This is a genomic window from Nocardia sp. NPDC050710 (assembly GCF_040654375.1).
Taxonomy (GTDB): domain Bacteria; phylum Actinomycetota; class Actinomycetes; order Mycobacteriales; family Mycobacteriaceae; genus Nocardia.
In genome coordinates this window covers 75,810-97,339 of sequence record NZ_JBFAHV010000003.1, presented here as the reverse complement: position 1 = coordinate 97,339, position 21,530 = coordinate 75,810, and the positions used below count along the sequence as shown (strand labels likewise).

The 21,530-nt window shown below is 67.1% G+C and carries 20 protein-coding genes and 1 riboswitch; of the genes, 13 read left to right on the top strand and 7 right to left on the bottom strand.

Features of this window, described 5'->3' with window-relative positions:
• Positions 1–61: 61 nt before the first annotated feature.
• A complete protein-coding gene (locus tag AB0H61_RS08360) occupies positions 62–1,576 on the top strand; it encodes a sugar transferase (RefSeq protein WP_357300725.1) in 1,515 nt (504 codons plus the stop codon).
• Positions 1,577–1,592: 16 nt separating this feature from the next.
• On the opposite strand, the gene AB0H61_RS08355 is transcribed toward AB0H61_RS08360, so the two are convergent.
• Positions 1,593–3,524: an acyl-CoA dehydrogenase gene (locus tag AB0H61_RS08355; protein ID WP_357300723.1), complete on the bottom strand. Its 1,932-nt coding sequence runs from the start codon at positions 3,522–3,524 to the stop codon at positions 1,593–1,595.
• Between the two features lie 69 nt (positions 3,525–3,593).
• A complete protein-coding gene (locus AB0H61_RS08350; RefSeq protein WP_357300722.1) occupies positions 3,594–4,373 on the bottom strand; it encodes a VOC family protein in 780 nt (259 codons plus the stop codon).
• A gap of 231 nt (positions 4,374–4,604) precedes the next feature.
• On the opposite strand from AB0H61_RS08350, the gene AB0H61_RS08345 reads away from it, so the two are divergent.
• From AB0H61_RS08345 to AB0H61_RS08335, 3 genes are read left to right on the top strand one after another with little or no spacing between them, the layout of a single operon-like run.
• Positions 4,605–5,228 carry a TetR family transcriptional regulator gene (locus AB0H61_RS08345; protein WP_357300720.1) on the top strand — a complete coding sequence of 208 codons (624 nt, stop codon included), beginning with the start codon at positions 4,605–4,607 and terminating at the stop codon, positions 5,226–5,228.
• The gene (locus AB0H61_RS08340; protein ID WP_357300719.1) at positions 5,228–6,175 is read left to right on the top strand and encodes an ABC transporter ATP-binding protein; all 948 of its coding nucleotides are present in this window, start codon (positions 5,228–5,230) and stop codon (positions 6,173–6,175) included. The genes AB0H61_RS08345 and AB0H61_RS08340 overlap by 1 nt, the downstream gene beginning before the upstream one ends.
• On the top strand, positions 6,172–7,806 hold the full coding sequence (locus AB0H61_RS08335; RefSeq protein ID WP_357300717.1) for an ABC transporter permease: 1,635 nt from the start codon (positions 6,172–6,174) through the stop codon (positions 7,804–7,806). Before AB0H61_RS08340 ends, AB0H61_RS08335 begins: the two co-directional genes overlap by 4 nt.
• A gap of 51 nt (positions 7,807–7,857) precedes the next feature.
• On the opposite strand, the gene AB0H61_RS08330 is transcribed toward AB0H61_RS08335, so the two are convergent.
• Positions 7,858–8,754 carry a TIGR03619 family F420-dependent LLM class oxidoreductase gene (locus AB0H61_RS08330; RefSeq protein ID WP_357301307.1) on the bottom strand — a complete coding sequence of 299 codons (897 nt, stop codon included), beginning with the start codon at positions 8,752–8,754 and terminating at the stop codon, positions 7,858–7,860.
• A 318-nt stretch (positions 8,755–9,072) separates the two neighbouring features.
• Between AB0H61_RS08330 and AB0H61_RS08325 the strand changes: the two genes are divergently transcribed.
• The gene (locus AB0H61_RS08325; RefSeq protein WP_357301305.1) at positions 9,073–10,473 is read left to right on the top strand and encodes a threonine/serine exporter family protein; all 1,401 of its coding nucleotides are present in this window, start codon (positions 9,073–9,075) and stop codon (positions 10,471–10,473) included.
• A gap of 113 nt (positions 10,474–10,586) precedes the next feature.
• A complete protein-coding gene (locus AB0H61_RS08320; protein WP_357300715.1) occupies positions 10,587–11,264 on the top strand; it encodes a biliverdin-producing heme oxygenase in 678 nt (225 codons plus the stop codon).
• Between the two features lie 113 nt (positions 11,265–11,377).
• Here AB0H61_RS08320 and AB0H61_RS08315 read toward each other — a convergent pair whose 3' ends face one another.
• The 4 genes from AB0H61_RS08315 to AB0H61_RS08300 all read right to left on the bottom strand — a co-directional run bounded on the left by AB0H61_RS08315 (position 11,378) and on the right by AB0H61_RS08300 (position 16,204).
• Entirely contained in the window at positions 11,378–11,998 is a 621-nt protein-coding gene (locus AB0H61_RS08315; RefSeq protein ID WP_357300714.1) for a phosphatase PAP2 family protein, read from the bottom strand.
• Between the two features lie 31 nt (positions 11,999–12,029).
• Positions 12,030–12,926, bottom strand: a complete 897-nt coding sequence (locus AB0H61_RS08310) for a nuclease-related domain-containing protein (RefSeq protein WP_357300712.1) — start codon at positions 12,924–12,926, stop codon at positions 12,030–12,032.
• 119 nt (positions 12,927–13,045) lie between these two features.
• Positions 13,046–14,437, bottom strand: coding sequence for a DUF2252 domain-containing protein (locus AB0H61_RS08305; RefSeq protein ID WP_357300710.1), 1,392 nt, complete (start codon positions 14,435–14,437; stop codon positions 13,046–13,048).
• Between the two features lie 72 nt (positions 14,438–14,509).
• A complete protein-coding gene (locus AB0H61_RS08300; protein WP_357300709.1) occupies positions 14,510–16,204 on the bottom strand; it encodes a GMC family oxidoreductase in 1,695 nt (564 codons plus the stop codon).
• A 230-nt stretch (positions 16,205–16,434) separates the two neighbouring features.
• Here AB0H61_RS08300 and AB0H61_RS08295 point away from each other — a divergent pair, with 230 nt between their 5' ends.
• The 7 genes from AB0H61_RS08295 (at position 16,435) to AB0H61_RS08265 (ending at position 21,295) form a co-directional block, all read left to right on the top strand.
• A complete protein-coding gene (locus AB0H61_RS08295; protein ID WP_357301302.1) occupies positions 16,435–17,019 on the top strand; it encodes a CDP-alcohol phosphatidyltransferase family protein in 585 nt (194 codons plus the stop codon).
• Between the two features lie 76 nt (positions 17,020–17,095).
• Positions 17,096–17,494, top strand: coding sequence for a glycine cleavage system protein GcvH (gene gcvH, locus AB0H61_RS08290; protein ID WP_357300708.1), 399 nt, complete (start codon positions 17,096–17,098; stop codon positions 17,492–17,494).
• A gap of 164 nt (positions 17,495–17,658) precedes the next feature.
• A complete protein-coding gene (locus AB0H61_RS08285; RefSeq protein WP_357300706.1) occupies positions 17,659–18,144 on the top strand; it encodes an FHA domain-containing protein in 486 nt (161 codons plus the stop codon).
• Positions 18,145–18,286: 142 nt separating this feature from the next.
• Positions 18,287–19,090, top strand: coding sequence for a MerR family transcriptional regulator (locus AB0H61_RS08280; protein WP_357300704.1), 804 nt, complete (start codon positions 18,287–18,289; stop codon positions 19,088–19,090).
• 171 nt (positions 19,091–19,261) lie between these two features.
• On the top strand, positions 19,262–19,735 hold the full coding sequence (locus AB0H61_RS08275) for a bifunctional nuclease family protein (protein ID WP_357300702.1): 474 nt from the start codon (positions 19,262–19,264) through the stop codon (positions 19,733–19,735).
• A 184-nt stretch (positions 19,736–19,919) separates the two neighbouring features.
• The gene (locus tag AB0H61_RS08270) at positions 19,920–20,513 is read left to right on the top strand and encodes a MerR family transcriptional regulator (protein WP_357300701.1); all 594 of its coding nucleotides are present in this window, start codon (positions 19,920–19,922) and stop codon (positions 20,511–20,513) included.
• A gap of 659 nt (positions 20,514–21,172) precedes the next feature.
• Positions 21,173–21,295 (top strand): hypothetical protein, encoded by a 123-nt coding sequence (locus tag AB0H61_RS08265; RefSeq protein ID WP_357300699.1) that lies wholly within the window; start codon positions 21,173–21,175, stop codon positions 21,293–21,295.
• Between the two features lie 98 nt (positions 21,296–21,393).
• Positions 21,394–21,494, top strand: a riboswitch (glycine riboswitch).
• The last annotated feature ends 36 nt before the right edge of the window (positions 21,495–21,530 follow it).

Below are 21,530 nucleotides of genomic sequence, written 5' to 3'. Positions count from 1 at the left end.
CGGGGACCGGTCGATGGGGATCGGGGGTGACAAATTCTCTCCCAGGGGGAGGTGCGTGTTCATGAGCTACGAGCTCACCGATGGCGACGATCTGGATCTTCCGGGTCCGTCCCATGTCTTGCCGCGTTCTGAACGGGAACGCTGGCAGGCCGAGTACGTAAAACGTTTGGGTACAACGGATTCGATGGTGATCGCGGCGGCGGTGCTGCTGGCGCAGATCATCCGGTTCGGTGGGCCCGTGGCGCCCCCACTGGCGTGGGCGCTGCCCTATGAGGTCGGCTACACCGGTGTCTCGGTCCTGCTGGCACTGGTCTGGGTGGTGATTCTCGCCGTCGGCAACAGCCGATCACCCCAGGTGGTCGGGAGCGGTTCGGAGGAATACCGGCGACTGGTCTCCGCGACACTACGGTTGTTCGGGCTACTGGCGATCGTGTCGCTGATCTTCCAGATCGAGTTCGCGCGTGGGTATCTGGCGATCGCGCTTCCGCTCGGCCTGTTCGGTCTGATGCTCAGCAGGCTGGGTTGGCGGCTGCACGCGCGGGCGCGGCGTCGCATCCGCGACCAGTATCTGACCGCGGTGCTGGTTGTCGGACCGCCGGAGGCCGCGCAGGCAATGGCAACCGCCTTCTCGCGCGATCCGGATGCCGGTTATCGCGTTGTGGGCGTGTGTATTCCGGATGGAATACTCGGAAAAGCGGGCCGCGGTCTGCAAGCCTCGGGGCGGACATTCTCGGTCGTCGGCGACGATCGCTCGGTGCTGGACGCGGTGCGGCGCAGCGGCGCCGATACGGTGGCGGTCACCGCGACCGACTACCTCGGTCCGGTCGAATTGCGTCGCATGGCATGGGAACTCGATCCGCTCGGAGTAGAACTCGTCGTGGCCCCCGGCGTCGTCGACATCTCCGGCGCGCGCCTGACCAACCGGCTGGTCGCGGGCATGCCGATGCTGCATATCGCCAAGCCGCAATACGACCGGGCGAAGTCGACCGGCAAGGCCGTCTTCGACCTCTGCTTCGCGACCTGCGTACTGATCGCGATCGCACCCGTCCTGGTGGGTATCGCGGTGGCCGTGAAACTGACGAGTCCGGGCCCGGTGTTCTATCTATCGGAGCGAATCGGCCGGGGCGGCAAACCATTCCAGATGATCAAATTCCGCAGCATGTACACCGACGCCGACCGCGGCGTCGTCGCACTCATCGAACGCAACGGCGGCAATCCCGTCTTCTTCAAGATGAAGGACGATCCCAGGGTCACCCCGGTCGGCCGCTTCATCCGGAAGTTCAGCCTGGACGAACTGCCACAGTTCCTGAACGTACTGCGCGGCGAGATGAGCGTCGTCGGACCTCGACCCCAAGTTCAACGAGAGGTCGACTCCTACGACGGTGAAATGCGCCGAAGGCTCCTGGTGAAACCCGGCGTCACGGGCCTGTGGCAGGTCAGTGGACGTTCCGACCTGTCCCTGGAGGACTCCGTGCGCCTCGACCTGTCCTATGTCGAAAACTGGTCCATGGTCCTGGATCTGCTGCTGATCGCCAAGACCATCGGCGCGGTGGCCCGCGGTGAGGGCGCCTACTGACGCCCCCGCCCGATACTCAGTCCCGCTCGTAGACGCTTGCGTCCTCCAGCATGGCCGCATGCAGCATCGACTCAGGTACACCCATCGCCTCCACCAGGGTCGACGCCTGCGGGCGGAGACGGTCGACGAGTTCGTTGACGCCGCGGCGGACTGCCTTGGCGCGTTCCACCGACATGAACCGGTGCATGATGAACCAGGCCGAATTCTCCTCCACCAGCGAGTAGACGAACAGATCGCACACCGCCTCGGCGAGGGCGCGCGCGTCCACATCCTCGATACCGGCGATGCCGTCGATGAACGCCTCGAGGACGAGGCGGTCGATATGCGCGGTGCCCGCGGCCAGGATGTGGTCCTGTGCGTTGTTGAACGCCTCGAACGGGCCGGTTTCCCTGGCGCGGGCCCGCAGCCGGTGCGCGGCGGTGCGGACCAGATAGTCCTCCCGGTCGGCGAACAATTGCAGTTGCACCGAGCGCCGGGACAGATCGCCCTCATCGACGCCCTCGTCGGAGCGGTCGCGCAGGGTCTGGATCATCTGACGCACCCCGGACCGCTTGCGCACCACATCACCGGCCATGGTCGCGGCGAAGCGCACCCAGCCGAGCGCATCGAGGTCACGCACCTCGTCCGAGTAGGCGGTCAGCAGTTCCTTGGCCACCAACTGGGTGAGCACCACATTGTCGCCCTCGAAGGTGGTGAATACATCGGTGTCGGCCTTGAGTGTCACCAGCCGGTTCTCGGTGAGATAGCCCGCGCCGCCGCAGGCTTCGCGGCACTCCTGGATGGCCCGGGTCGCATGCCGGGTCTGGGCCACCTTGAGACCCGCGGCCCGCTTCTCCAGTGCGCGCTGCGCACTCGGATCGAGATCCTGACCGGTCTGCACCAGATGCATTCGGCGTACCAGGTCGTTCTGCGCGAAGGCCAGCGCGAACGAACGCGCGACCAAGGGAAGCAGTCTGCGCTGGTGACTGCGGTAGTCCAGCAGCAATGTCTCCGCGCCGGTATCCGGATCCGAGAACTGACGCCGCTTCAGCGCGTAACGCACCGCGATGCTCAGCGCGACCCGCGCGCCGGCGGCCGCCGCGCCGCCCACGCTGACCCGCCCGCGCACCAAAGTGCCCAGGGTGGTGAAGAATCGGCGGCTCGCGTTCTCGATCTCGGAGCTGTAGGTCCCGTCCGGCGCGACGTCGGCGTAGCGGTTGAGAAGATTCTCGCGCGGAATTCGGACGTGGTCGAAGACGATGCGCCCGTTGTCGACCCCGGGCAGTCCGCCCTTGAGCCCGTCATCGAAGGTGGTGACGCCGGGCAGGTCCGCGCCCTGCTCGTCGCGGATCGGCACCAGCAGGCAGTGCACGCCCTGGTTCTCGCCGCCGGTGATGAGCTGCGCGAAAACCGCTGCCATCCTGGCGTGTTCGGCCGCGCCGCCGATATAGTCCTTGCGCGCCGACGGAGTCGGGGAGTGGATGACGAATTCCTGGCTGGCCGGATCATAGGTCGCGGTGGTCTCGACATGCGCGACGTCGCTGCCGTGTCCGGACTCGGTCATCGCGAAACAGCCGAGTAGGTCGAGGGATAGCAGACGCTTGATGTAGTCGCGGTGCCGTTCGGTGCCGAGGTTCTCCACCGCGCCGCCGAACAATCCCCACTGCACCCCGGACTTCACCCACAGCGACAGGTCGGCGTAGGCCAGCATCTCCAGCCCCGTCACCGCCGCGCCGGGCTCACCGGTGCCGCCGTTCTCCCTCCGGAACCCGCGTTCGGCGTAACCCATGGTCGCGACGACCCGCATCTGGTCCAGAACCCGGGCCCGCGCCGCCTTGTAGTCAAGGTACGGATCCCCGGTGAACCGGTCCTCCGCGAGTTGGATCCGAGCCTTGTCCCGCACGTCCCGCCAGGGTCCGTCGAGCGCCGCACGAAGATGATCTGCCGTCGATGAGCTGCCGGTGGCCATACTCCCGACCATAGCCGTCGAATCTTGTCTCGGCGCCGACCTGCGGGTTACCGCATCGAGGCGGCCGGATCAGCCGTTCAATCGGATGACGGAGAAGTAGGCGCCCTGCGGGTCGCCGAGCACCGCGAAGCGCCCGATCGGGATATCGGTCGGCGGCACCGAGACGGTGCCGCCCAGTTGCGATGTCCTGGCCGCGGACGCGTCGGTGTCGGAGACCGCGAAGTAGACCATCCAGTGCGCCGGTAGGTCGGCGGGCCACTGATCGTCCATCTGCACCATGCCCGCGATGGATCGGCCGCCGACCTTCCATTCGGTGTAGGTCGTGGTACCGAACTCGCTGGTGGCGCCCTCCCAGCCGAATACCGCACCGTAGAAATCCTTCGCGGCGTCCACGTCACGGCTGTTGAGTTCGCTCCAGCAGTATGTATTCGGATCGTTCACATATCCGGCGCCGGCGAAGTCGTACGGTTGCCAGGCGGCGAGCACCGCGCCGGTGGGGTCGGCGAAGACCGCCATCCGGCCCTGTTTCGGGATATCCATGGGCTCCGCGTAGATCCGGCCGCCCGCCGTCTGCACGGCCTCGGCGGTGGCGTCCGCGTCGACGACGCTGACATAGGTGGTCCACGCGGGCGGTTGCGACTGGTTCATCGCCGGCATCGCGGCAGCGACCTCGTGCCCTTCGGTGCCCTCCAGCGTGAACATGGTGTACCCGCCGTATTGCGGATCCGGCGACACATTGGCGTGCCATCCGAACAGATCGCCGTAGAACGCCTTGGCGGATTCGAGGTCCGGCGTGGCGAGATCCACCCAGCAGGGAACCCCCGGCTCGTACGAACGCATCTGTGGCATGACCAGCTCCTCCCGAGACGAACGATTCGAACTCCGGTCGGTGGCGGCGCCGACACCTGAGAAGCGTAGACATCGTGCGGCACCGTGTCCGGTGATCGACCGAAGTCGGGTTCGACCGCGACCGATCGACGCGACAAGTGCAGTGAACCCCTTGCCGCGGGCTGAACAAGTGTTTAACATGTTGAACATGTGTTTAGCCGAGATGCCGTATCGCAAGGACCCGCCGAAGAGATGACCGCCTCGGACCTGACGACCGCCGCACGCATCCGCGATGCCGCGATCGATGTGTTCGGCGAACACGGATTCCAGGTCGGAGTCCGTGCCATCGCGGCGGCGGCCGGTGTCTCTCCGGGGCTGGTGAATCACCACTTCGGCTCCAAGGAGGGGCTGCGCGCCGTCTGCGACGAGCGGGTGCTCGAGATCATCCGGGTCGAGAAGGTCAAGGCCATCAACTCGCCAGGGCCGACCGGCATGATCAACGCGCTCGCCGAGATCGAGGTCTACGCCCCGGTGGTCGCCTATATGCTGCGCAGCTTCCAGGCAGGCGGCGCCTTGGCGGAATCGCTGCTCGAGCACATGATCGACGACGCCGAAAAATACATGCAGGTCGCCGTGGACGCCGGACAGTTCAAGCCGAGCCGTGATCACGCGGCCCGTGCCCGCTACCTCGTGCTCTGCCACGTCGGAGCCATGAACCTCTATTTGCAACTGCGCGTACAGCGCGAGGGAAAAATCGACTACCGCAAGGCCATTCGTGACCTCGCCGAGGAGACCACCCTCCCGGCACTGGAGCTCTACACCCAGGGAATGCTGACCGATTCGACTCTGCTGGACGCACTGATCGAGGAGCAATGATGGCCAATCGAGCCACCCAGCCCGTCATCGAGATCACAGATCTCCATAAGACTTTCGGACACGTCAAGGCCCTCGACGGACTGAACCTTTCCGTCGAAGAGGGCGAGATCCACGGCTTCCTCGGCCCCAACGGCGCGGGGAAGTCCACCACCATCCGAGTCCTGCTCGGCATCCTGCGCGCCACCGCGGGTCGCGCCGCATTGTTCGGCCGCGATCCGTGGACCGACGCGGTCGATCTGCATCGCGAACTCGCCTATGTGCCCGGCGATGTCACGCTGTGGCCGTCATTGTCCGGCGGTGAGACCATCGACCTGCTGGCCAGGATGCGCGGCGGCATCAACGCCGAGCGCCGCGCCGAGCTGATCGAACGGTTCGACCTGGATCCGCGGAAAAAGGCACGCACCTACTCGAAGGGCAACCGGCAGAAGGTCGCGCTGGTCTCCGCCTTCGCCTCGGACGTGCGGCTACTGCTGCTCGACGAGCCGACCTCGGGTCTGGATCCGTTGATGGAGCAGGTATTTCGCGAATGCACCCGGGAGGCGCAGGAGCGCGGCACCACGGTGCTGCTGTCCAGCCACATCCTGTCCGAGGTGGAGGTGCTCTGCGATCGGGTGACCATCATCCGCGCCGGGCGAACCGTGGAGAGCGGGTCGCTGGCGCAAATGCGGCATCTGTCGCGCACCTCGATCACCGCCGAATTGCTCGGCGACCCCGGCGATCTCAGCCGCATCGCGGGGGTTGACGATATCGAGCGCGATGGAGCCACTCTGCGTTGCCAGGTCGACGGTGAACACCTGGGCGAACTGATCCGGGTGCTCGGCGACACGGGGGTGCGCAGCCTGACCAGTGCGCCGCCGACCCTGGAGGAGCTGTTCCTGCGGCACTACCACGTCGACGGCGCGACCCCCGAATCCGTCGGGGCATCCGGGGAGAAGGTGCGGGCATGACCACCGCAACCGCCGATCGCGCTTTTGCCGCACCGGCTTTCGGCGGTGGGGGTGATTTCGCGGGTACCGGACAGCTGCTGCGGCTGTATCTGCGGCGGGATCGAATCGTCCTGCCGTTGTGGGTGCTGGCTTTCGGGCTTCTGCCGTCCTTCTACGTGAAGAGCACCACGGGCCTCTACGACACCCAGGCCCAACTGGACAATTACGCGAAGTCCATTATGGACAGCCCGGCTCTGATCGCGATGTATGGACCGGTATTCGGCACCGAGGCCGGTTCGATCGGCCTGTGGAAGGCCGGGCCGTTCTACGCGCTGATCGCGATCGCGACAATCCTCACCATTGTCCGGCATACCAGGGTCGAGGAGGAGACCGGACGTGCGGAGCTGGTGGGCGCCACCAGCATCGGCCGCTTCGCCGGACTGACCGCCGCCCTGGTGCTGACCATGGTGGGCTGCCTGTTCGTCGGCGTCCTCGCCGCGGGCGCGCTGTACGGGAGCGATCTACCCGCCGCGGGATCGGTCGCGTACGGAGCCACCCTGGCGCTGTCCGGAATGGCTTGGGCCGGGGTCGCCGCCGTCGCGGCGCAGCTGAGCACCGGCGCGCGGGTCGCGCGCGGGGTGGCATTCGCCGCGCTGGGCACCGCATTCGCGCTGCGCGCGGTAGGTGACGCGGGAAACGGTGTGCTGTCCTGGTTTTCACCGCTCGGCTGGTGTATCAATATGCGACCGTACGCGGATGAGCGCTGGTGGGTGCTGCTGCCGCTGTTCGCCGTGGCCACGGTGACCGTCGCCGCCGCCTACGCGCTGCTGCGTCGCCGGGATACCGGATCGGGTCTGCTCGCCGAACGGCCCGGCCCGTCGGTCGCGGCATCCGGCCTGTCCGGTTCGGCCGGCCTGGCCTGGCGTCTACAGCGTGGCACCCTGCTGGCCTGGTCCATCGGGTTCCTGCTCTACGGACTACTGATGGGTGGCGCCATCGATAGCGTGGGGGAGATGCTCGAGGACAGCCAGCAGATCCTCGACATGCTGGCCAGGATGGGCGGCACCGAGGTGTTGCAGAACTCCTTCATCACCTTTGCGGTGTCCTTCCTGGCGATGGCCGCGGCGGCGTACTCCATCTCGGCCGTGCTACGGCTGCATGACGAGGAGTCCACCCAGCGCGCCGAGACCACCTTGGCCGGGTCGGTGAGCCGCGAGCGATACGCGCTGAGCCACCTCGGTTTCGCGCTGCTCGGTCCGGCGGTACTGCTGCTGATCGCCGGTGCGGCGCTGGGCGTGGTCTACGGTGCGATGGACGGTGATTTGGTGGGTAAGCTCGGCGATTCACTCGGCGCCGCGCTGGTCCAGGTGCCCGCGATCTGGGTGTTGACCGGCATCACGATGGCGATGTTCGGGATTGCTCCGCGCTTCACCCCGGTCGCCTGGGGCGTGCTCAGCGGCATGCTGGTCATCTACTTCCTCGGGGCATTGGACGGCCTGCCGCAGTGGCTGGTGGACTTCGTGCCGTTCACGCACCCGCCCAAGTTGCCCGGCGCGCCGTTCCAGTGGCAGCCCATACTCTGGTTGGTCGGCATCGCGGGCGGGCTGCTCGCCGTCGGCATCGTCGCCTTCCGCCGTCGCGATCTGCGTTGACAGACAACGGTGCCCCGCCCGGACTCCGGGCGGGGCACCGGCGTCCATGGCTCAGTCGGGTTCGGGTGCGTATTCGGCCCAGCGCCGCTCCGGTCCGTCGTATGTGGTGAGACCGAGTTTGCCCGCGAGCTTGTGCAGGTAGCTTCGGACGGTATCGGCGCCGCTGTCGGGCAAGCCGAAAACGACCTCGGTGACGCCGAGTTCGGCCCATTCGGCGAGCTGGGCGGCGTCGTGACGCCCGGCCAGCGCGATGATCTGCGGGGTACCTTCGCGGCCGTGGTCGCGCCAGATGCGGTGCAGCAGTGCGATCTTGGTGTCGAGTACGCCCTCGGTCGGCGTGGTGAGCCACCCGTCGGCGTGCTGGGCGAGCCAGGTGAAGGATTTCTCGCCGCCCGCGGCCCCGAGCACCACGGGAATGGTCTTCTGGGTCGGCTTCGGCCGCGACCAGCTTGCCCCGAATCGCACGAATTCGCCGTCGAAACTTGCCTCTTCGGTGGTCCAGAGGGCCCGCATGGCGTCAAGGTGCTCACGCAATACGGTGCGGCGCTTATTCGCCGGAACGCCGTGATGGGCGAGTTCGTCGGTGTTCCAACCGAATCCGACGCCCAGGCTGACCCGTCCGCCGGCCAGGTGATCGAGTGAGGCGATGGTTTTCGCGAGGGTGATCGGGTGGTGTTCGGCGGGCAGCGCCACCGCGGTGGACAGGGTGATCCGATCCGTGACGGCGGCGGCGGTGGCCAGTGCCACCCAGGGATCGAGGGTGCGCAGGTAGCGGTCGTCGGGGAGGGTGGCATCCCCGGTCGTGGGATGCGCGGCCGCGCGCACCACCGGAATATGGGTGTGTTCGGGCACGTAGAACGAATCGAAGCCGGCCCGCTCGGCGGTGGCGGCCGCGACGGCGGGGGTGATGCCCCGATCGCTGGTGAACAAGACAATTCCGTACCGCACTGTACGCGCTCCCATCGCCGAAATTAGAACAAGTTCTATCACGGATCGCGGTTCGTACCAAGGTTTCGCACACCGCCGCCCGCGATCGACAGTCGTTCGAAGCGGCGTCGACGCCGGACGCCGGTGAGGTCGTGCCGACACGCGCCTGACAAGTGCGGATGCGAGAGCCCGGGGTAGGTGACTACGTTCGCGGCCATGGGTCTTGACGCACTTTCGGGAGCAGACCAGACGAATCCACCTCCCGAGCACGTCGGCCAGCGCGGTCGATTGTGGCCACGCAAGCCACTGCGGGTACCGGTGGTGACCCAGGCCGTCGGGATGTTGGTCGCGGATCGGCAGGCGACCGCGGACACCATCGTCGCGGCGCCGACGCCACTGCAACCGATCGACCTCGCCGACGACGCCCGGGTCGCCGAGGTACTCGATCTCGCCGTCCGGGTCGGCGAGGTGGTGCTGGCCTCCGGTACCGGCGTCATCGATACCACCGCCCAGGTCCGGTTCATCGCCGCCACCTACGGATTGGCGCGCTGCGATATCGATGTCACCTACGACGCGATCCGCATCTGGGCCGATCGCGGTCCGCTGCTCCCGCCCGCGAGCACCATGCGTGTCGTGCACTACCGGGCGCTGGACTTCACCCGGCTGGCCGCGGTGGACCGGCTCACCCGGCGCATCCGCACCCAGCTGGTCGCTCCGGACGACGCGCGCGCCGCGCTCGACGCCATCACCACCGCGCCGCACCCGTATCACCGCTGGACCGCGACCTTCGGCTGGTCGCTGCTCGCGGCGGCCATCGGAGCGCTGCTCGGCGGCGGCTGGCTGGTCGCCGCTGTCAGCTTCGGCACCACCGCGCTGATCGACCGGGTGAACCGGGTGTTCAATCGCTATGGCCTTCCCTTCTTCTTCCAGCACATGGCCGGCGGCGCCATCGCGGCGACACCGGCGATCGCACTGTCCACGCTGGCGGGGCCGCTCGGTATCGAGGTCGACCCGACCTTGATCATCGCGGCCGGAATCACGGTGCTGCTCAGTGGCTTACAGCTCGTCGGTGCGGTACAGGACGCCATCACCGGTGCGCCGATCACCGCGACGGCCCGCCTGCTGGAGGTCGTGATGATGACCGGTGGCATTGTCGCGGGCATCGTTCTGGCGCTGCGCCTGGCGCTGGCGGTGGACGCGACGGTGCCGTCGATCGAGATGACCTCCGGTCGCGATATCACCGACCTGCCGCTGAAGCTGGTGGCGGGCGCGGTCGCGGCATTCGCCTTCGCGCTGGCCTGCTACGCCGAGAAGCGGGCGCTGGCCGCGGCGGCGTTCGGCGGCGCCGTGGGCACGATCTGTTTTCTGCTGGTGCAGGAGGCCGGGTTCGGTCCGGTCGTCTCCTCCGGCGTCGCCGCCACCGTCGTCGGTCTGGCCGGTGGTCTGATGGCGCGGCGGTCGCTGACGCCGCCGCTGGTCGTCGCGGTCGCGGGCATTACGCCGCTGCTGCCCGGCCTGAATGTGTACCGCGGGCTCTATGCCGTACTCAATGACGAATTGGTGCTCGGTATGAACCAGTTGCTCGCGGCGTTCGGTGTCGGATGCGCGCTCGCGGCGGGTGTCACCCTCGGCGAATGGTTCGCCCGCACCCAATTGCGTCCGCGGATCCTGCGCCGTTTCGGCTCGCTGCGCAGGCCGACGATCGTGCGTCGTCGTCGGCGTGGCCCATCCGTTCAGTGAGCCGAACGGTCCGACTCGGATGCATCGTGGAGGGGGAGCCGGTATGGTCGGTGCGACTAGTTAGGGTAGCCAAACAAGATGGCTGCTCGCGGGCGATGGCGAGGTGATTCGGAATGTCGGATGCAGGATATTTCTCCACCCAGCCCTTCTCCACCCAGATCCGGACCGCGACGGAACGCCAGCACGCCGAGGCCGAGAACTCCTCGTTCATCAGCGATATGCTCGGCGGCGGACTCGGCATCGACTCCTATAGGCGCTACACCGGCCAGCTCTGGTTCATCTACCGCGCCCTGGAATCCCGCTGGGACACGCTGTCCGCGGATCCCATCGCGGGTCCGTTCATCCGGACCGAGCTGGCCAGGACCGCCGCGCTGGAGAGCGATCTCGCCCACCTGGTGGGACCGGATTGGCGCACCGAACTGACCGCGCTGCCTGCGACCGCCGCCTACGCCGCGCGCATCGAGAAGTGCGCCCGCGAGTGGCCCGCCGGCTACATCGCGCACCACTACACCCGCTACCTCGGCGATCTCTCCGGTGGACAGGTCATCCGCGGCACCGCCGAAAAGCTGTGGGACCTGCCGCGCCGCGGCGACGGGGTGCGCTTCTACGTCTTCGACGACATCGGCAATCCGGCCGCGTTCAAGCGCGAGTACCGCGGCCTGCTCGACCGCCTGGCGGTGGACGAGCTGGAACGCCGTCGCGTACTCGACGAGGGGCAACGGGCGTTCGCGTTGAATACCGCGGTCTTCGCCGAACTCGCCGCCGAATTCCCCGCCCGCCGCCCGTCCTGAACGCCCGCTCGGGTCGGCGACCCGGTCGAACGGCGGTAGCTCCTGGGATCGCGGGCCCGCCGCACTCGGTGGCGAACCGTCCGGGAGAGCTTGCCCCAGCCGGTCGCTGGGTCCTACCCCGGGGCCCGCTGGATCCGGTGCGCTATCCGCTGGGCGACCCAGCACAGAATGACGACCATGGCGATCGCGGCGCTCACCCCGCCGACGATATCGGTCGGCAGGTGGTAGCCGAGCCCGATCATGCCGACGGCGACCGCCCCGAGCGCCGCCGCCGTCACCGTAGCGACCGAGTAGCGGACCGCGGCCGAATCCGTCAGCAGCGCAAAGGTGGTCGCGATCGCGATCAGGTGCACGGTATGTCCGCTCGGGTAGGCGAGGTAGTCGTGCAGCGGCCGGTCGAACAGCGGCTTCAGAACCCAGGTATTGATCGCGACGACCAGCTCCGGCACCACAACCATCGTCACGGCACGCCACCATCGGAGGTGCGCGGCGAACCAGGCGCCCGCGGCCAGCAGCAGTGGAAGCAGGATGTAGGCGTCGCTCGGGACGACCAACGCGTGGTACAGGTTGTGGTGCCGGTCCAGGGCCTCGTGGATCGGCGCGGACACGCCGCGGTCCACATCCGTCGCCCCACCGTCGGCGGGGAAACTGAGCGGTACCGCTGCCGCGATGGCGACACACAGCGCGACCACGGTGAGCCGTATGGTGCCGAAGGCGCGCGGTGCAGCGATCACGTCCTGCAGCCTAGCCACCGGCGCCTGTCGCTCAGCCCGGGCCGTAGGTCGTGATCGCGGTGACGACGAACCAGATCGCCCAGACGAACGCGATGACCATGCCGACCGTCAGCGCGGCCCGCATGAAGGCGCGGCCCATATCGATGTCGCCGGTCTCGCGCGGGTACAGCTTCCACGGGCTGTACCAGGGCGCTTCGATGGCGTACGCGGGGGTGTGCGCCTCCTTCTCGGCCTGGGCCAGTTCCTCGGCGTAGGCCTCGGCCTGCGCCTGCTGTGGGCCGCCGTGCCACAGCGTGATGTCGATCGGCCCGAGGAAGCCCTCGTTGAGCAGCTCCTGAGGTGCGGGCAGATACGGCAGGATGCCCAGCCCGCGGAATGCCACCGCGATATCGTTTGCCGTCCACAGATGCTTCTCCGACTCGGCGAGTGCGTCGAAATAGTGCCGCAGCCGCCCCGGGTCGTTGCCCAGGATGACATCGAAACTCGGGTCGCTCCACTCCTGTTGGATCTTCAGCTCGGCACCGCGTAGCGGCACGATGAGCGCGACCCCGTGCACCGCGCGCTGGCCGAGGCCGCGCGCGGACAGCCAGTTCTGCAATGCGAAGGTGTGCTCGCGGGATTTGTCCAGCGGCGTGCGCCGGTCCCGGCCCTCCATCGCGGCGGGCTCGCTGTTGATCGTCCACGGACCGTTGAGCGGGATATCCAGCACCCCGTCCTGACGGGCCACCAACGCCTCGGCCTCGATCACCACGCAGCTGGTGGGGGTCCAGACCACCGCATCGAACTGGTGCAGCCGATCTTGGTGGAACAGACTGCAGTTGATCGTGGCCACGCCGTGCGGACTGGCCGGATCCTTCCAGGTGCGCAGCCAGTCGATCAGTGCCCGTTCGGCATTCGTGCCTGCGGGGTTCTGTACTCGTACGAGCATTCGCGACCGCCCTTCACGTCGTCACTCGACAGTGGACAGGATACGAGCAAGCGGGCGGGATTCGCCGTGCCTGCGGCGGGACACGGCGTGTTGTTCCGTGTCCGGGACACATCGGATTCTTATTGCGGCACTTCGGCGGCGAGCTTGCCCGCCTTCACGGCCTCGACCAATACCGTGTGATCGGCCTCGGTGCGGTCGGCGTACCGCACCGCGAAGGCGGCGACCGCGTCATCGAAGGCCTCGTCGCCGTCGAGATAGCCCGCAATCAGGCGGGGATCGAGGGAACGGGAATGCGCCCGCGCCAAGAGCGAGCCCGCGAGCCTGCCGTAGTCGTCGAGATCGTCCGCGCTGAGCCCGGCCGGGTCGATGCTGCCCTTGAAGTTCCGGAACTGGCGCACGATGAACGGTAGCTCCCGCGTTCCCAGCCGCAGCGTCGTCCACCCGAGCAGGATATCGGTCTCGGACTGAACCAGTCTGGCGCCCTGCACGATTCGCTCACCCTCGTGCCGGACCGGCCGCGGGGACAGATACGGCGCCAACGCCGAGGCGATGGACTGCTTGAGCTGGAGTACGAGCACCTCGCCGTCATTGCCGTGCAGCAGCGCCACATAGCTGTGCAGCCCGACACTTCCGGTGCCGACAATGCGAAAAGCGACGTCGGACACCGCGAATCGGCCCACCAGATTGCGTCGCGATTCGCGCAGGGTGCCGGTGTAGCGCTCCAGGCCGTCGATGACCGCCTCGGTCACCCCCGCGTCGACGGCGGCGAGAACCGGTGGGTCGCTGACGAATCGATGTTTGCGGATTCCGGTCTCGTGATCGTCGATATGCTCGGTCCACTTCGCCGCCACCTTCGCGCTGGTGTTCTTGCGCGCCTTCTTCGCGGCCTTCTTGAAATCGTCGAGCAGGTCCTGTGCCTTGGCTCGGCTGAGCACCGATTCGTCCGGCAGCGCCGTCCACGCCTCCATGAACGGCAAATCGGCGAGCTGGTCGGTGGCCAGGCGATAGGAGGTGACGGCGTCGCGGGCCGCCTTGTGGCACCCGTCCTCGTCGACACCGGACTCGCGGCCCGCCAGCACCAGGCTGGCCGCGAGACGCTCCAGATCCCATTCCCACGGGCCGACGATGGTCTCATCGAAATCATTGATATCCATGATGATTTCGCCGCGCTGTGTGCCGTACAGGCCGAAATTCGCGGCATGCGCGTCACCGCAGATCTGCGCGTCCAACCCGCTGACCGGCCCGCCCGCCAGATCGGCGCCCATCAACCCGGCCGCGCCACGGTAGAAGGTGAACGGCCCGGACATCATCCGGCCGACGCGCAGCGGCACCAGGTGCGGCAGCCGGTCGGCGTGGCTCGCCCGAATGAATTCCAGCACGTCCGGTCGCCGCTCGCCGGTGGCGTCCCGGTCGCGCACGGTGACCGGGACCCGGTCGCGCAGCGCGCGTCCGCGGGCCCGCACCTCGTCGGCCGCGACGTAGGTGCGTAGATCGATACCACTGTCTGACACAGCGCTCACGCTAGCGTGCCCGGATGTGGCGTGGGCTGTCGTCTACGCCACGTCCGGATGACGGTCGGGATGTCAGACCGCCGGTACCGGGGGGTCGACCGGGGTGATGGGCAGCCGCAGCGCGCCGGGAGCGGCATCGGGGACGGTCGGGCGATTCGGTGCGACCGGTTCGATCCGCCGGTAGGCGGCACCGAGTTCCGGACGCGGGTCGGCCTCGTTCTTATTGGGCCAGAACGCCATCGACCGCTCGGCCTGGGCGGTGATGGTCAGCGACGGATTGACGCCGAGATTGGCGGTGACCGCCGACCCGTCCGCCACATGCAGCCCCGGATGTCCGAAGATCCGCTGATACGGGTCGACCACGCCGGTCTCGGCGGTTTCGCCGATCACGCAGCCGCCGATGTAATGCGCGGTGGCCGGGATATTGAAGACGTCCATGATCAGCCCGTGCGTGTCACCGTTCACCTTGGCGCCGAATCGCCGCCCGATGTCGTGCGCCAGGGGAATCCAGGTGGGATTCGGCTCGCCGGTGCCCGCCTTGGTTTTGAGCTGCCCGCGCTTGCGGAACGAGGTGAGCGAGTTGTCCAGCGACTGCATCACCAGCAGGATGACCGACTTCTCCGACGCGTGTCTGGCATCGAGGCTGCGCAAGAAGACGATCGGGTGCAGCACCATCGCGAGCAGGAAGCGCAGGAAGCGGAATGCGCCGCCGTCCACGATCGGCACCGACATCGGGAACAGCGCGTTCTGGCCCTTTCCGTAGTGGCAGACCTCGATGTGGGTGTCGGCCTCCGGATGGATGGAGGAGGTGATGGCGATACCTTCGGCGAAATCCTTGCGCGAGCGGCTCACCACATTGAGGATCGCCTCGGAGTTGCTCCGGGTCAGTTCGCCGAGCCGCGGGGACAGATGGGGCAGGACCCGCTTGTCACGCATCTTGTGCAGCAACTTCTGGGTGCCGAGCGCGGCGCCCGCGAATACCACCTGTTCGGCGGTGAAGGTCCTGCGCTGCTTGCGGATCCAACGGTCCGATCGGGCGGTTTCCACGGCGTAGCCGCCACCGGAGAGTGGTCGCACCGCGGTCGCGGTGGTCAGCGGGTGCACCTCGGCGCCCGCCTGTTCGGCGAGGTGGAGATAGTTCTTGGGGGTGGTGTTCTTGGCGTTGTGCGGACAGCCGGTGAAGCATTGCGCGCAATGCACGCAGCCGCGCCTGCGCGGACCGGCGCCGCCGAAGTACGGGTCGTCGACCTCGGTACCCGGATCGGCCTCGTTGAAGAACACCCCGACCTTCGTCGGGTGGAATGTGTCGCCGACGCCGAGGTCATCGGCGATCTCCCGGATCACCTCGTCGGCCGGGGTCATCCGCGGATTCGGCGCCACCCCGAGCATGCGCTGGGCCTGGTCGTAGTAGGGAGCCAGCTCGGCGCGCCAGTCGGTGATGTGCGCCCACTGCCTGTCGGTGTAGAAGTTCGGCAGCGGTTCGTAGAGCGTATTGCCGTAGATGAGCGAGCCGCCGCCGACGCCCGCACCGGAGAAGACCGCGCATTTGCCGAGAATGCTGATCCGCTGGGTGCCGGTGAGACCGAGGCGCGGCGCCCAGATGGATTTGCGCACATTCCAATTGGTCCGCGGTAGATCCGCTGCCGTCCAGCGCCTGCCCGCCTCGAGCACGCCGACTCGATATCCCTTCTCGGTCAACCGCAGGGCGCTCACACTGCCACCGAACCCGGAACCGATCACCACCACGTCGTAGTCGAATGCGGGCATGATTTCCTCTCGCTCACCGTGCCGACAGATGAGATGGTTTCATAGTCATTCTTTCATCGGGTGGGATGTGACATAACCCGATCGATCGGCGGCTCGCGTCGCGGACATCGGCGTGCCCGGATGGCGTTGTCGGGGGTTTGTGCGGTAAGCACTGGGCTGTGACAACCGAATCGGGGACGACCGGACCGGACGGGCGAGCCGACTCCGGCGCCGAAACCGGCGTACGGGCGATCTTCGCCGACCGCATCCTGACCGTCCCGAACGTGCTGAGCGTGCTGCGTCTGCTGGGTGTTCCGCTGTTCCTGTGGTTGCTGCTGGTGGTGCAGGCCGACGGCTGGGCGTTCGCCCTGCTCGTCGCCAGCGGCGTCACGGACTTCCTGGACGGAAAGCTGGCGCGGCTGCTCGACCAATCCTCGAGGTTGGGCGCGCTACTCGATCCGTTCGTGGATCGGCTGTACCTGGTGACGACATTGCTGGCCTTTGTCATCCGCGGGCTGATTCCGTGGTGGGTGGCCGTCATTCTTATCGGCCGCGATCTGGTGCTCACCCTCACCCTCGGGGTCTACAAGCGCCGGGAGCTGGACCCGCCCGAGGTGATCTACCTGGGGAAGGCCGCGACGTTCGCGCTGATGTCGGCGTTGCCCTGGCTGCTGGCGGGTCAGATGGATTGGCCGCTGGATGGTTTCGGGCGGGCCTTCGGTGGGGCATTCCTGGTCTGGGGTACGGCGGTCTACGTCTGGACGGGCGTCCTGTACCTGGGTAAGGCCATCGCGGTGGCGCGCGCGATACCGGCTGTGCCGCAGCGCTCCCCGTAGCGGAGACGTCGGGTCGGACACACGGACGACCCTCGCATAGAGTTGCGTGCAACCTTCACGAAGAAAGGACGGCCTTGTGACCCAGACCCCCGAGGATCTGCGCTACACCGAGGAGCACGAATGGGTGCGCCGGATCGGTCCGACCACGGTCCGGGTCGGCATCACCGACTACGCCCAGTCACAACTCGGTGACGTCGTGTTCGTGCAGCTGCCGGACTCGGACAAGGACGTGGCTTCCGGTGACAGCATCGCCGAGGTGGAGTCGACAAAGAGTGTCTCCGATATCTATGCCCCGCTGACCGCGAAAGTTGTTGCGGTGAACGAGGAACTCGTGCAGGCCCCGGAGACGCTGAATACCGATCCGTACGGCGCGGGCTGGCTGTTCGAGCTGGAGGTCGCCGACGCCGGCGGCCTCGATTCGACGCTCGGTGAACTGCTGGATGCCGCAGGTTATCAAGGAGTTATCGGGGGCTGAGGCAGCCTTCCCAGTTCTACCTGCACGGGCACGCCCCGGCAGGGTACGGTCAATGCCAACAGATGTCCGGCGGTCGATGCCGGTGTTCCACCGGTACGACGCGTCGTGTCGGTGAAGGCATCACCAGCTTGCATGGATAATCAGGTTCGAGGAGGAGAGAAACGGTGAGCGAGAACAAAGACCCGGGTTACCAGGAGACCGCGGCCGAGACGACGTCGGTCTTCCGCGCGGATTTCCTGAACGAGGTCGACGCGTCGCGCTCCGCAGAGGTGACCGGCGAACAGCCGGTCCAAGGGGTCGAGGGCCTGCCGGTTGGCGCGGCCCTCTTGGTCGTCAAACGCGGCCCGAACGCGGGCTCGCGGTTCCTGCTGGACCAGCCGACCACGTCGGCAGGCCGCCACCCCGACAGTGACATCTTTCTCGACGACGTCACCGTCAGCCGTCGGCACGCCGAATTCCGGCAGGACGACGATACGTTCCAGGTGGTCGACGTGGGCAGCTTGAACGGCACCTACGTGAACCGGGAGCCGGTGGACTCCTCGGAGCTGCAGAACGGCGACGAAGTGCAGATCGGTAAGTTCCGGCTCGTGTTCCTGACCGGACCGCGCGCACAGGTGAACGAGCCGTCGGCGGGTGCCGGCAGCCTATGAGCGGGCGCGGCGAGTGAATCATGTGCCAGTCCGCGGTGCGTATGCCGAAGCCGAGTGTGCGGTGCGGGCATGAGCAGGACGGTCCGACGATCATGAACGGCTCGGCGCTGTGACGGGCGCGGCGCAGTGGGCACGCGGAGGCATGTCGATCGGCTCCGTGCTCGACCTGCTGCGCCCCGACTTTCCGGATATCACCATCTCGAAGATCCGGTTCCTCGAGGCCGAGGGACTGATCCGCCCGGAGCGCACACCCTCCGGGTACCGCAGGTTCTCGATCGCGGATTGCGAACGGCTGAGGTTCGTCCTGACCGCGCAACGTGACCAGTACCTGCCGTTGAAGGTGATCAAGGAACAGCTCGAGGCGATCGACAGTGGTGCGGCGACGCTGGGCGTGCGCGAGGCGCGCGCCCGCGCGGTCTCCGGCCGCAACGGTGCGGAGCCTGCACTCGTCGCCGACTCCGATTCCGTTGTGGAATCCGCAGGTCGCGCCGGTCGGGTTGCGGGAGCCGTCGCGCCCCGTAGGCTCGGCGTCGTGCCCGGTGAGATCTCACCCGACGAGCTTCGGTTCGATCACGAAATCCGGCTCACCCGAGCGGATCTGCTGACGCAGGCCGAGATCGACGAGAAGTTCCTCAACGATCTGATTCGGGCGAACCTCATCACCCCGGGTGCCGCGGGCTTTTTCGACGCCGATGCGGTCACCCTGGCCAGGACGGCCAAGGCGATGGCCGAATTCGGCCTGGAGGCACGGCATCTGCGCGCCTTCAAGCTCGCCGCGGACCGCGAGGCCGCGCTGGTCGCGCAGATCGCCGCGCCGATCGCGAAAAGTCGCGACGCGGGCGCGCGGGCGCGGGCCGAGGAAATGGTGCGTGAGCTCGCGGCCCTGTCATTGACCCTGCACACCTGCCTGGTCAAGGCGTCGGTGCGGAACTCGCTGGGCAACTGAGCCCGCGGTCGGATCCGACACCGTGACCGGCGTTCGTATTCCACCGCGGCAACACGCTGATTTCGGCTGTGCACACCGATCGCAGCACTGCTCCGAGTTCGCTTAGACTCGTGGTACGGCGAGCTCCGCAGCGGTCATGCCGGGCGGCCGGCGAGTATGGGAGGCAGTGCGATGAGTGAAATGCGCGTAATCGGCATTCGTGTCGAGCAGCCGCAGAACCAGCCCGTGCTCTTGCTCCGCGAGGTGTCCGGTGATCGGTACCTACCGATCTGGATCGGACAGGCCGAGGCCACCGCGATTGTGCTGGAACAGGAGGGGGTGACCCCGATCCGCCCGTTGACCCACGATCTGATCAAGATCCTGATCACCGAGCTGGGGCATACCCTCAAGGAGGTGCGGATCGTCGATCTGCAGGAGGGCACCTTCTACGCGGATCTGGTATTCGAGAACGAGCTGACGATCTCGGCGCGTCCTTCGGATTCGGTAGCGATCGCCTTGCGGGTGGGTTGCCCGATCTATGCCGAGGAGGCTGTCCTCGAGGAAGCCGGGCTGGTCATGCCGGACGAACGCGAGGACGAAGTGGAGAAGTTCAAGGAGTTCCTGGAGTCGGTCTCCCCGGACGACTTCAAGGCGACCGATAGCTGATCGCCAAAATGCTATAGCGGCGCGCTATAGCATATTTCTGTACCTGAAGTACAGGTCGAGACATTTACCGCGCGTCGCGTTTGGATCGATGATGCTGCTCCCGGGAGAATCAGTGGGAGTAACCTCGATAGTTGGGCCACGTCCGTTACGGCGGGTTGATGGTCGTTACGGAGCCGGGTCATCGATGAGGCAAGGCGTCGGCGAAGCAAGGGAGTGGTCAGTGGCAGAGCAATCGCAGGATGTGGTACAGCCAGGCCTGTTCCCGGACGACTCGGTGCCCGACGATCTCGTCGGATATCGCGTTCCCAGTGCATGCCAGGTCGCCGGAATCACCTACCGGCAGCTCGACTACTGGGCGCGTACCGGACTGGTCGTGCCCTCGATCCGCAGCGCCGCGGGATCCGGCAGTCAGCGGCTCTACTCGTTCAAGGACATCCTGGTCCTGAAGATCGTCAAGCGACTGCTCGACGCGGGTATCTCGCTGCAGAACATCCGGATCGCCGTCGACCACCTGCGCAGCCGCGGCGTGCAGGATCTGGCCGGGATCACCCTGTTCTCCGATGGCACCTCGGTCTACGAGTGCACCTCGCCCGAGGAGGTCGTTGATTTACTGCAGGGCGGACAGGGAGTGTTCGGTATAGCGGTCAGCGGTGCCATGCGTGAATTGACCGGCGCCATCGCCAATTTCCCCGCCGAGCGGGCCTCCGCCGCCACCGAGCGGCCCGAGGACGAACTCGCCTACCGGCGCAAGGCTCGGATGAACGCCAAGACCGGCTAGGCATCGGCCCCGGCCGTCCCGGTATATCCGGGGCGGCCTTTTCGTTGCCCTCGGATTCGACGAAACCCATCGGCATGGCGACGATTCGCCATCAGCTCACCAGATTCGCCGCCGACGACACGCTGACCTGCGGGGCCACTTGGCATTTCGTGCCGTGGGCGACGATGGCGGAGGCATTCGAGCGGGCAGAGCGTGGATCTGGCGGCGTCGCTCGGCGGAGGCGGCAGCCAGGATTGCGGGGCGCCGTACGGGGCCGCGATGTCGGTCTGCAACTGCCGTTCCTGGTCGATCCTCGCATCGCCGATCGGTCACCCGGTGCGCAATCGTTGCGTGAGGTGTTCGCGGCCTGCGGCGGCCTATCGCGAGACGGCGCGGATCGTCGGCGAGGCTTTGGATCGGGTGGCCGGTAGCTCGGGTGGACGCACACCGTTCGAACGTTCGGTCCGGGCCTCCCTGGAGGATCTCGAGCGAATGGCGGCGGCCGAGGCGGTGGGGCCGATTCGGACCGGCTCGCGGCCGTTGGGGGGAGACCTTCACCGAGCGGTACGTCTGGCTCGCGACGGTGCGCCCGCGGATCGGCGGCATGCTGCTGCGCATGCCCGATGCGGAGGCCGCTCGCGAACCCCTGCCGGTGCTGGAATAGGAGCGCGCGATTCGGGGTGATCCTCGAGGAATGGTGCGCCGAGCGGAAGCAACTGATGCCTGTGGATCGGCTGGTGACGCTTCAGGCGAGGGCGATCGTCCTCGCCGCGACCTGGCTCCGGGACGGCATGCCGATCTGAGCGGCGCGGTCGATGCGCCGAGGGACGGTAAGTGACGAGGGCGACACCGACCTGGTGCCATTGTTCGGGGGGCACTCCGCATAAACTGGGCGGTGCGTCGCCGCCGTGCGGGAGAGTTCCGGACTCGAAATGAGATCGGGCGCCGAAGGAGCAGCACCTCCCCGTCAATCTCTCAGGCAACAGGGACCGTACGGGCTTCGGCGCCTCTGGAAAGTGGTGGTCGCGTGCCGCCCGC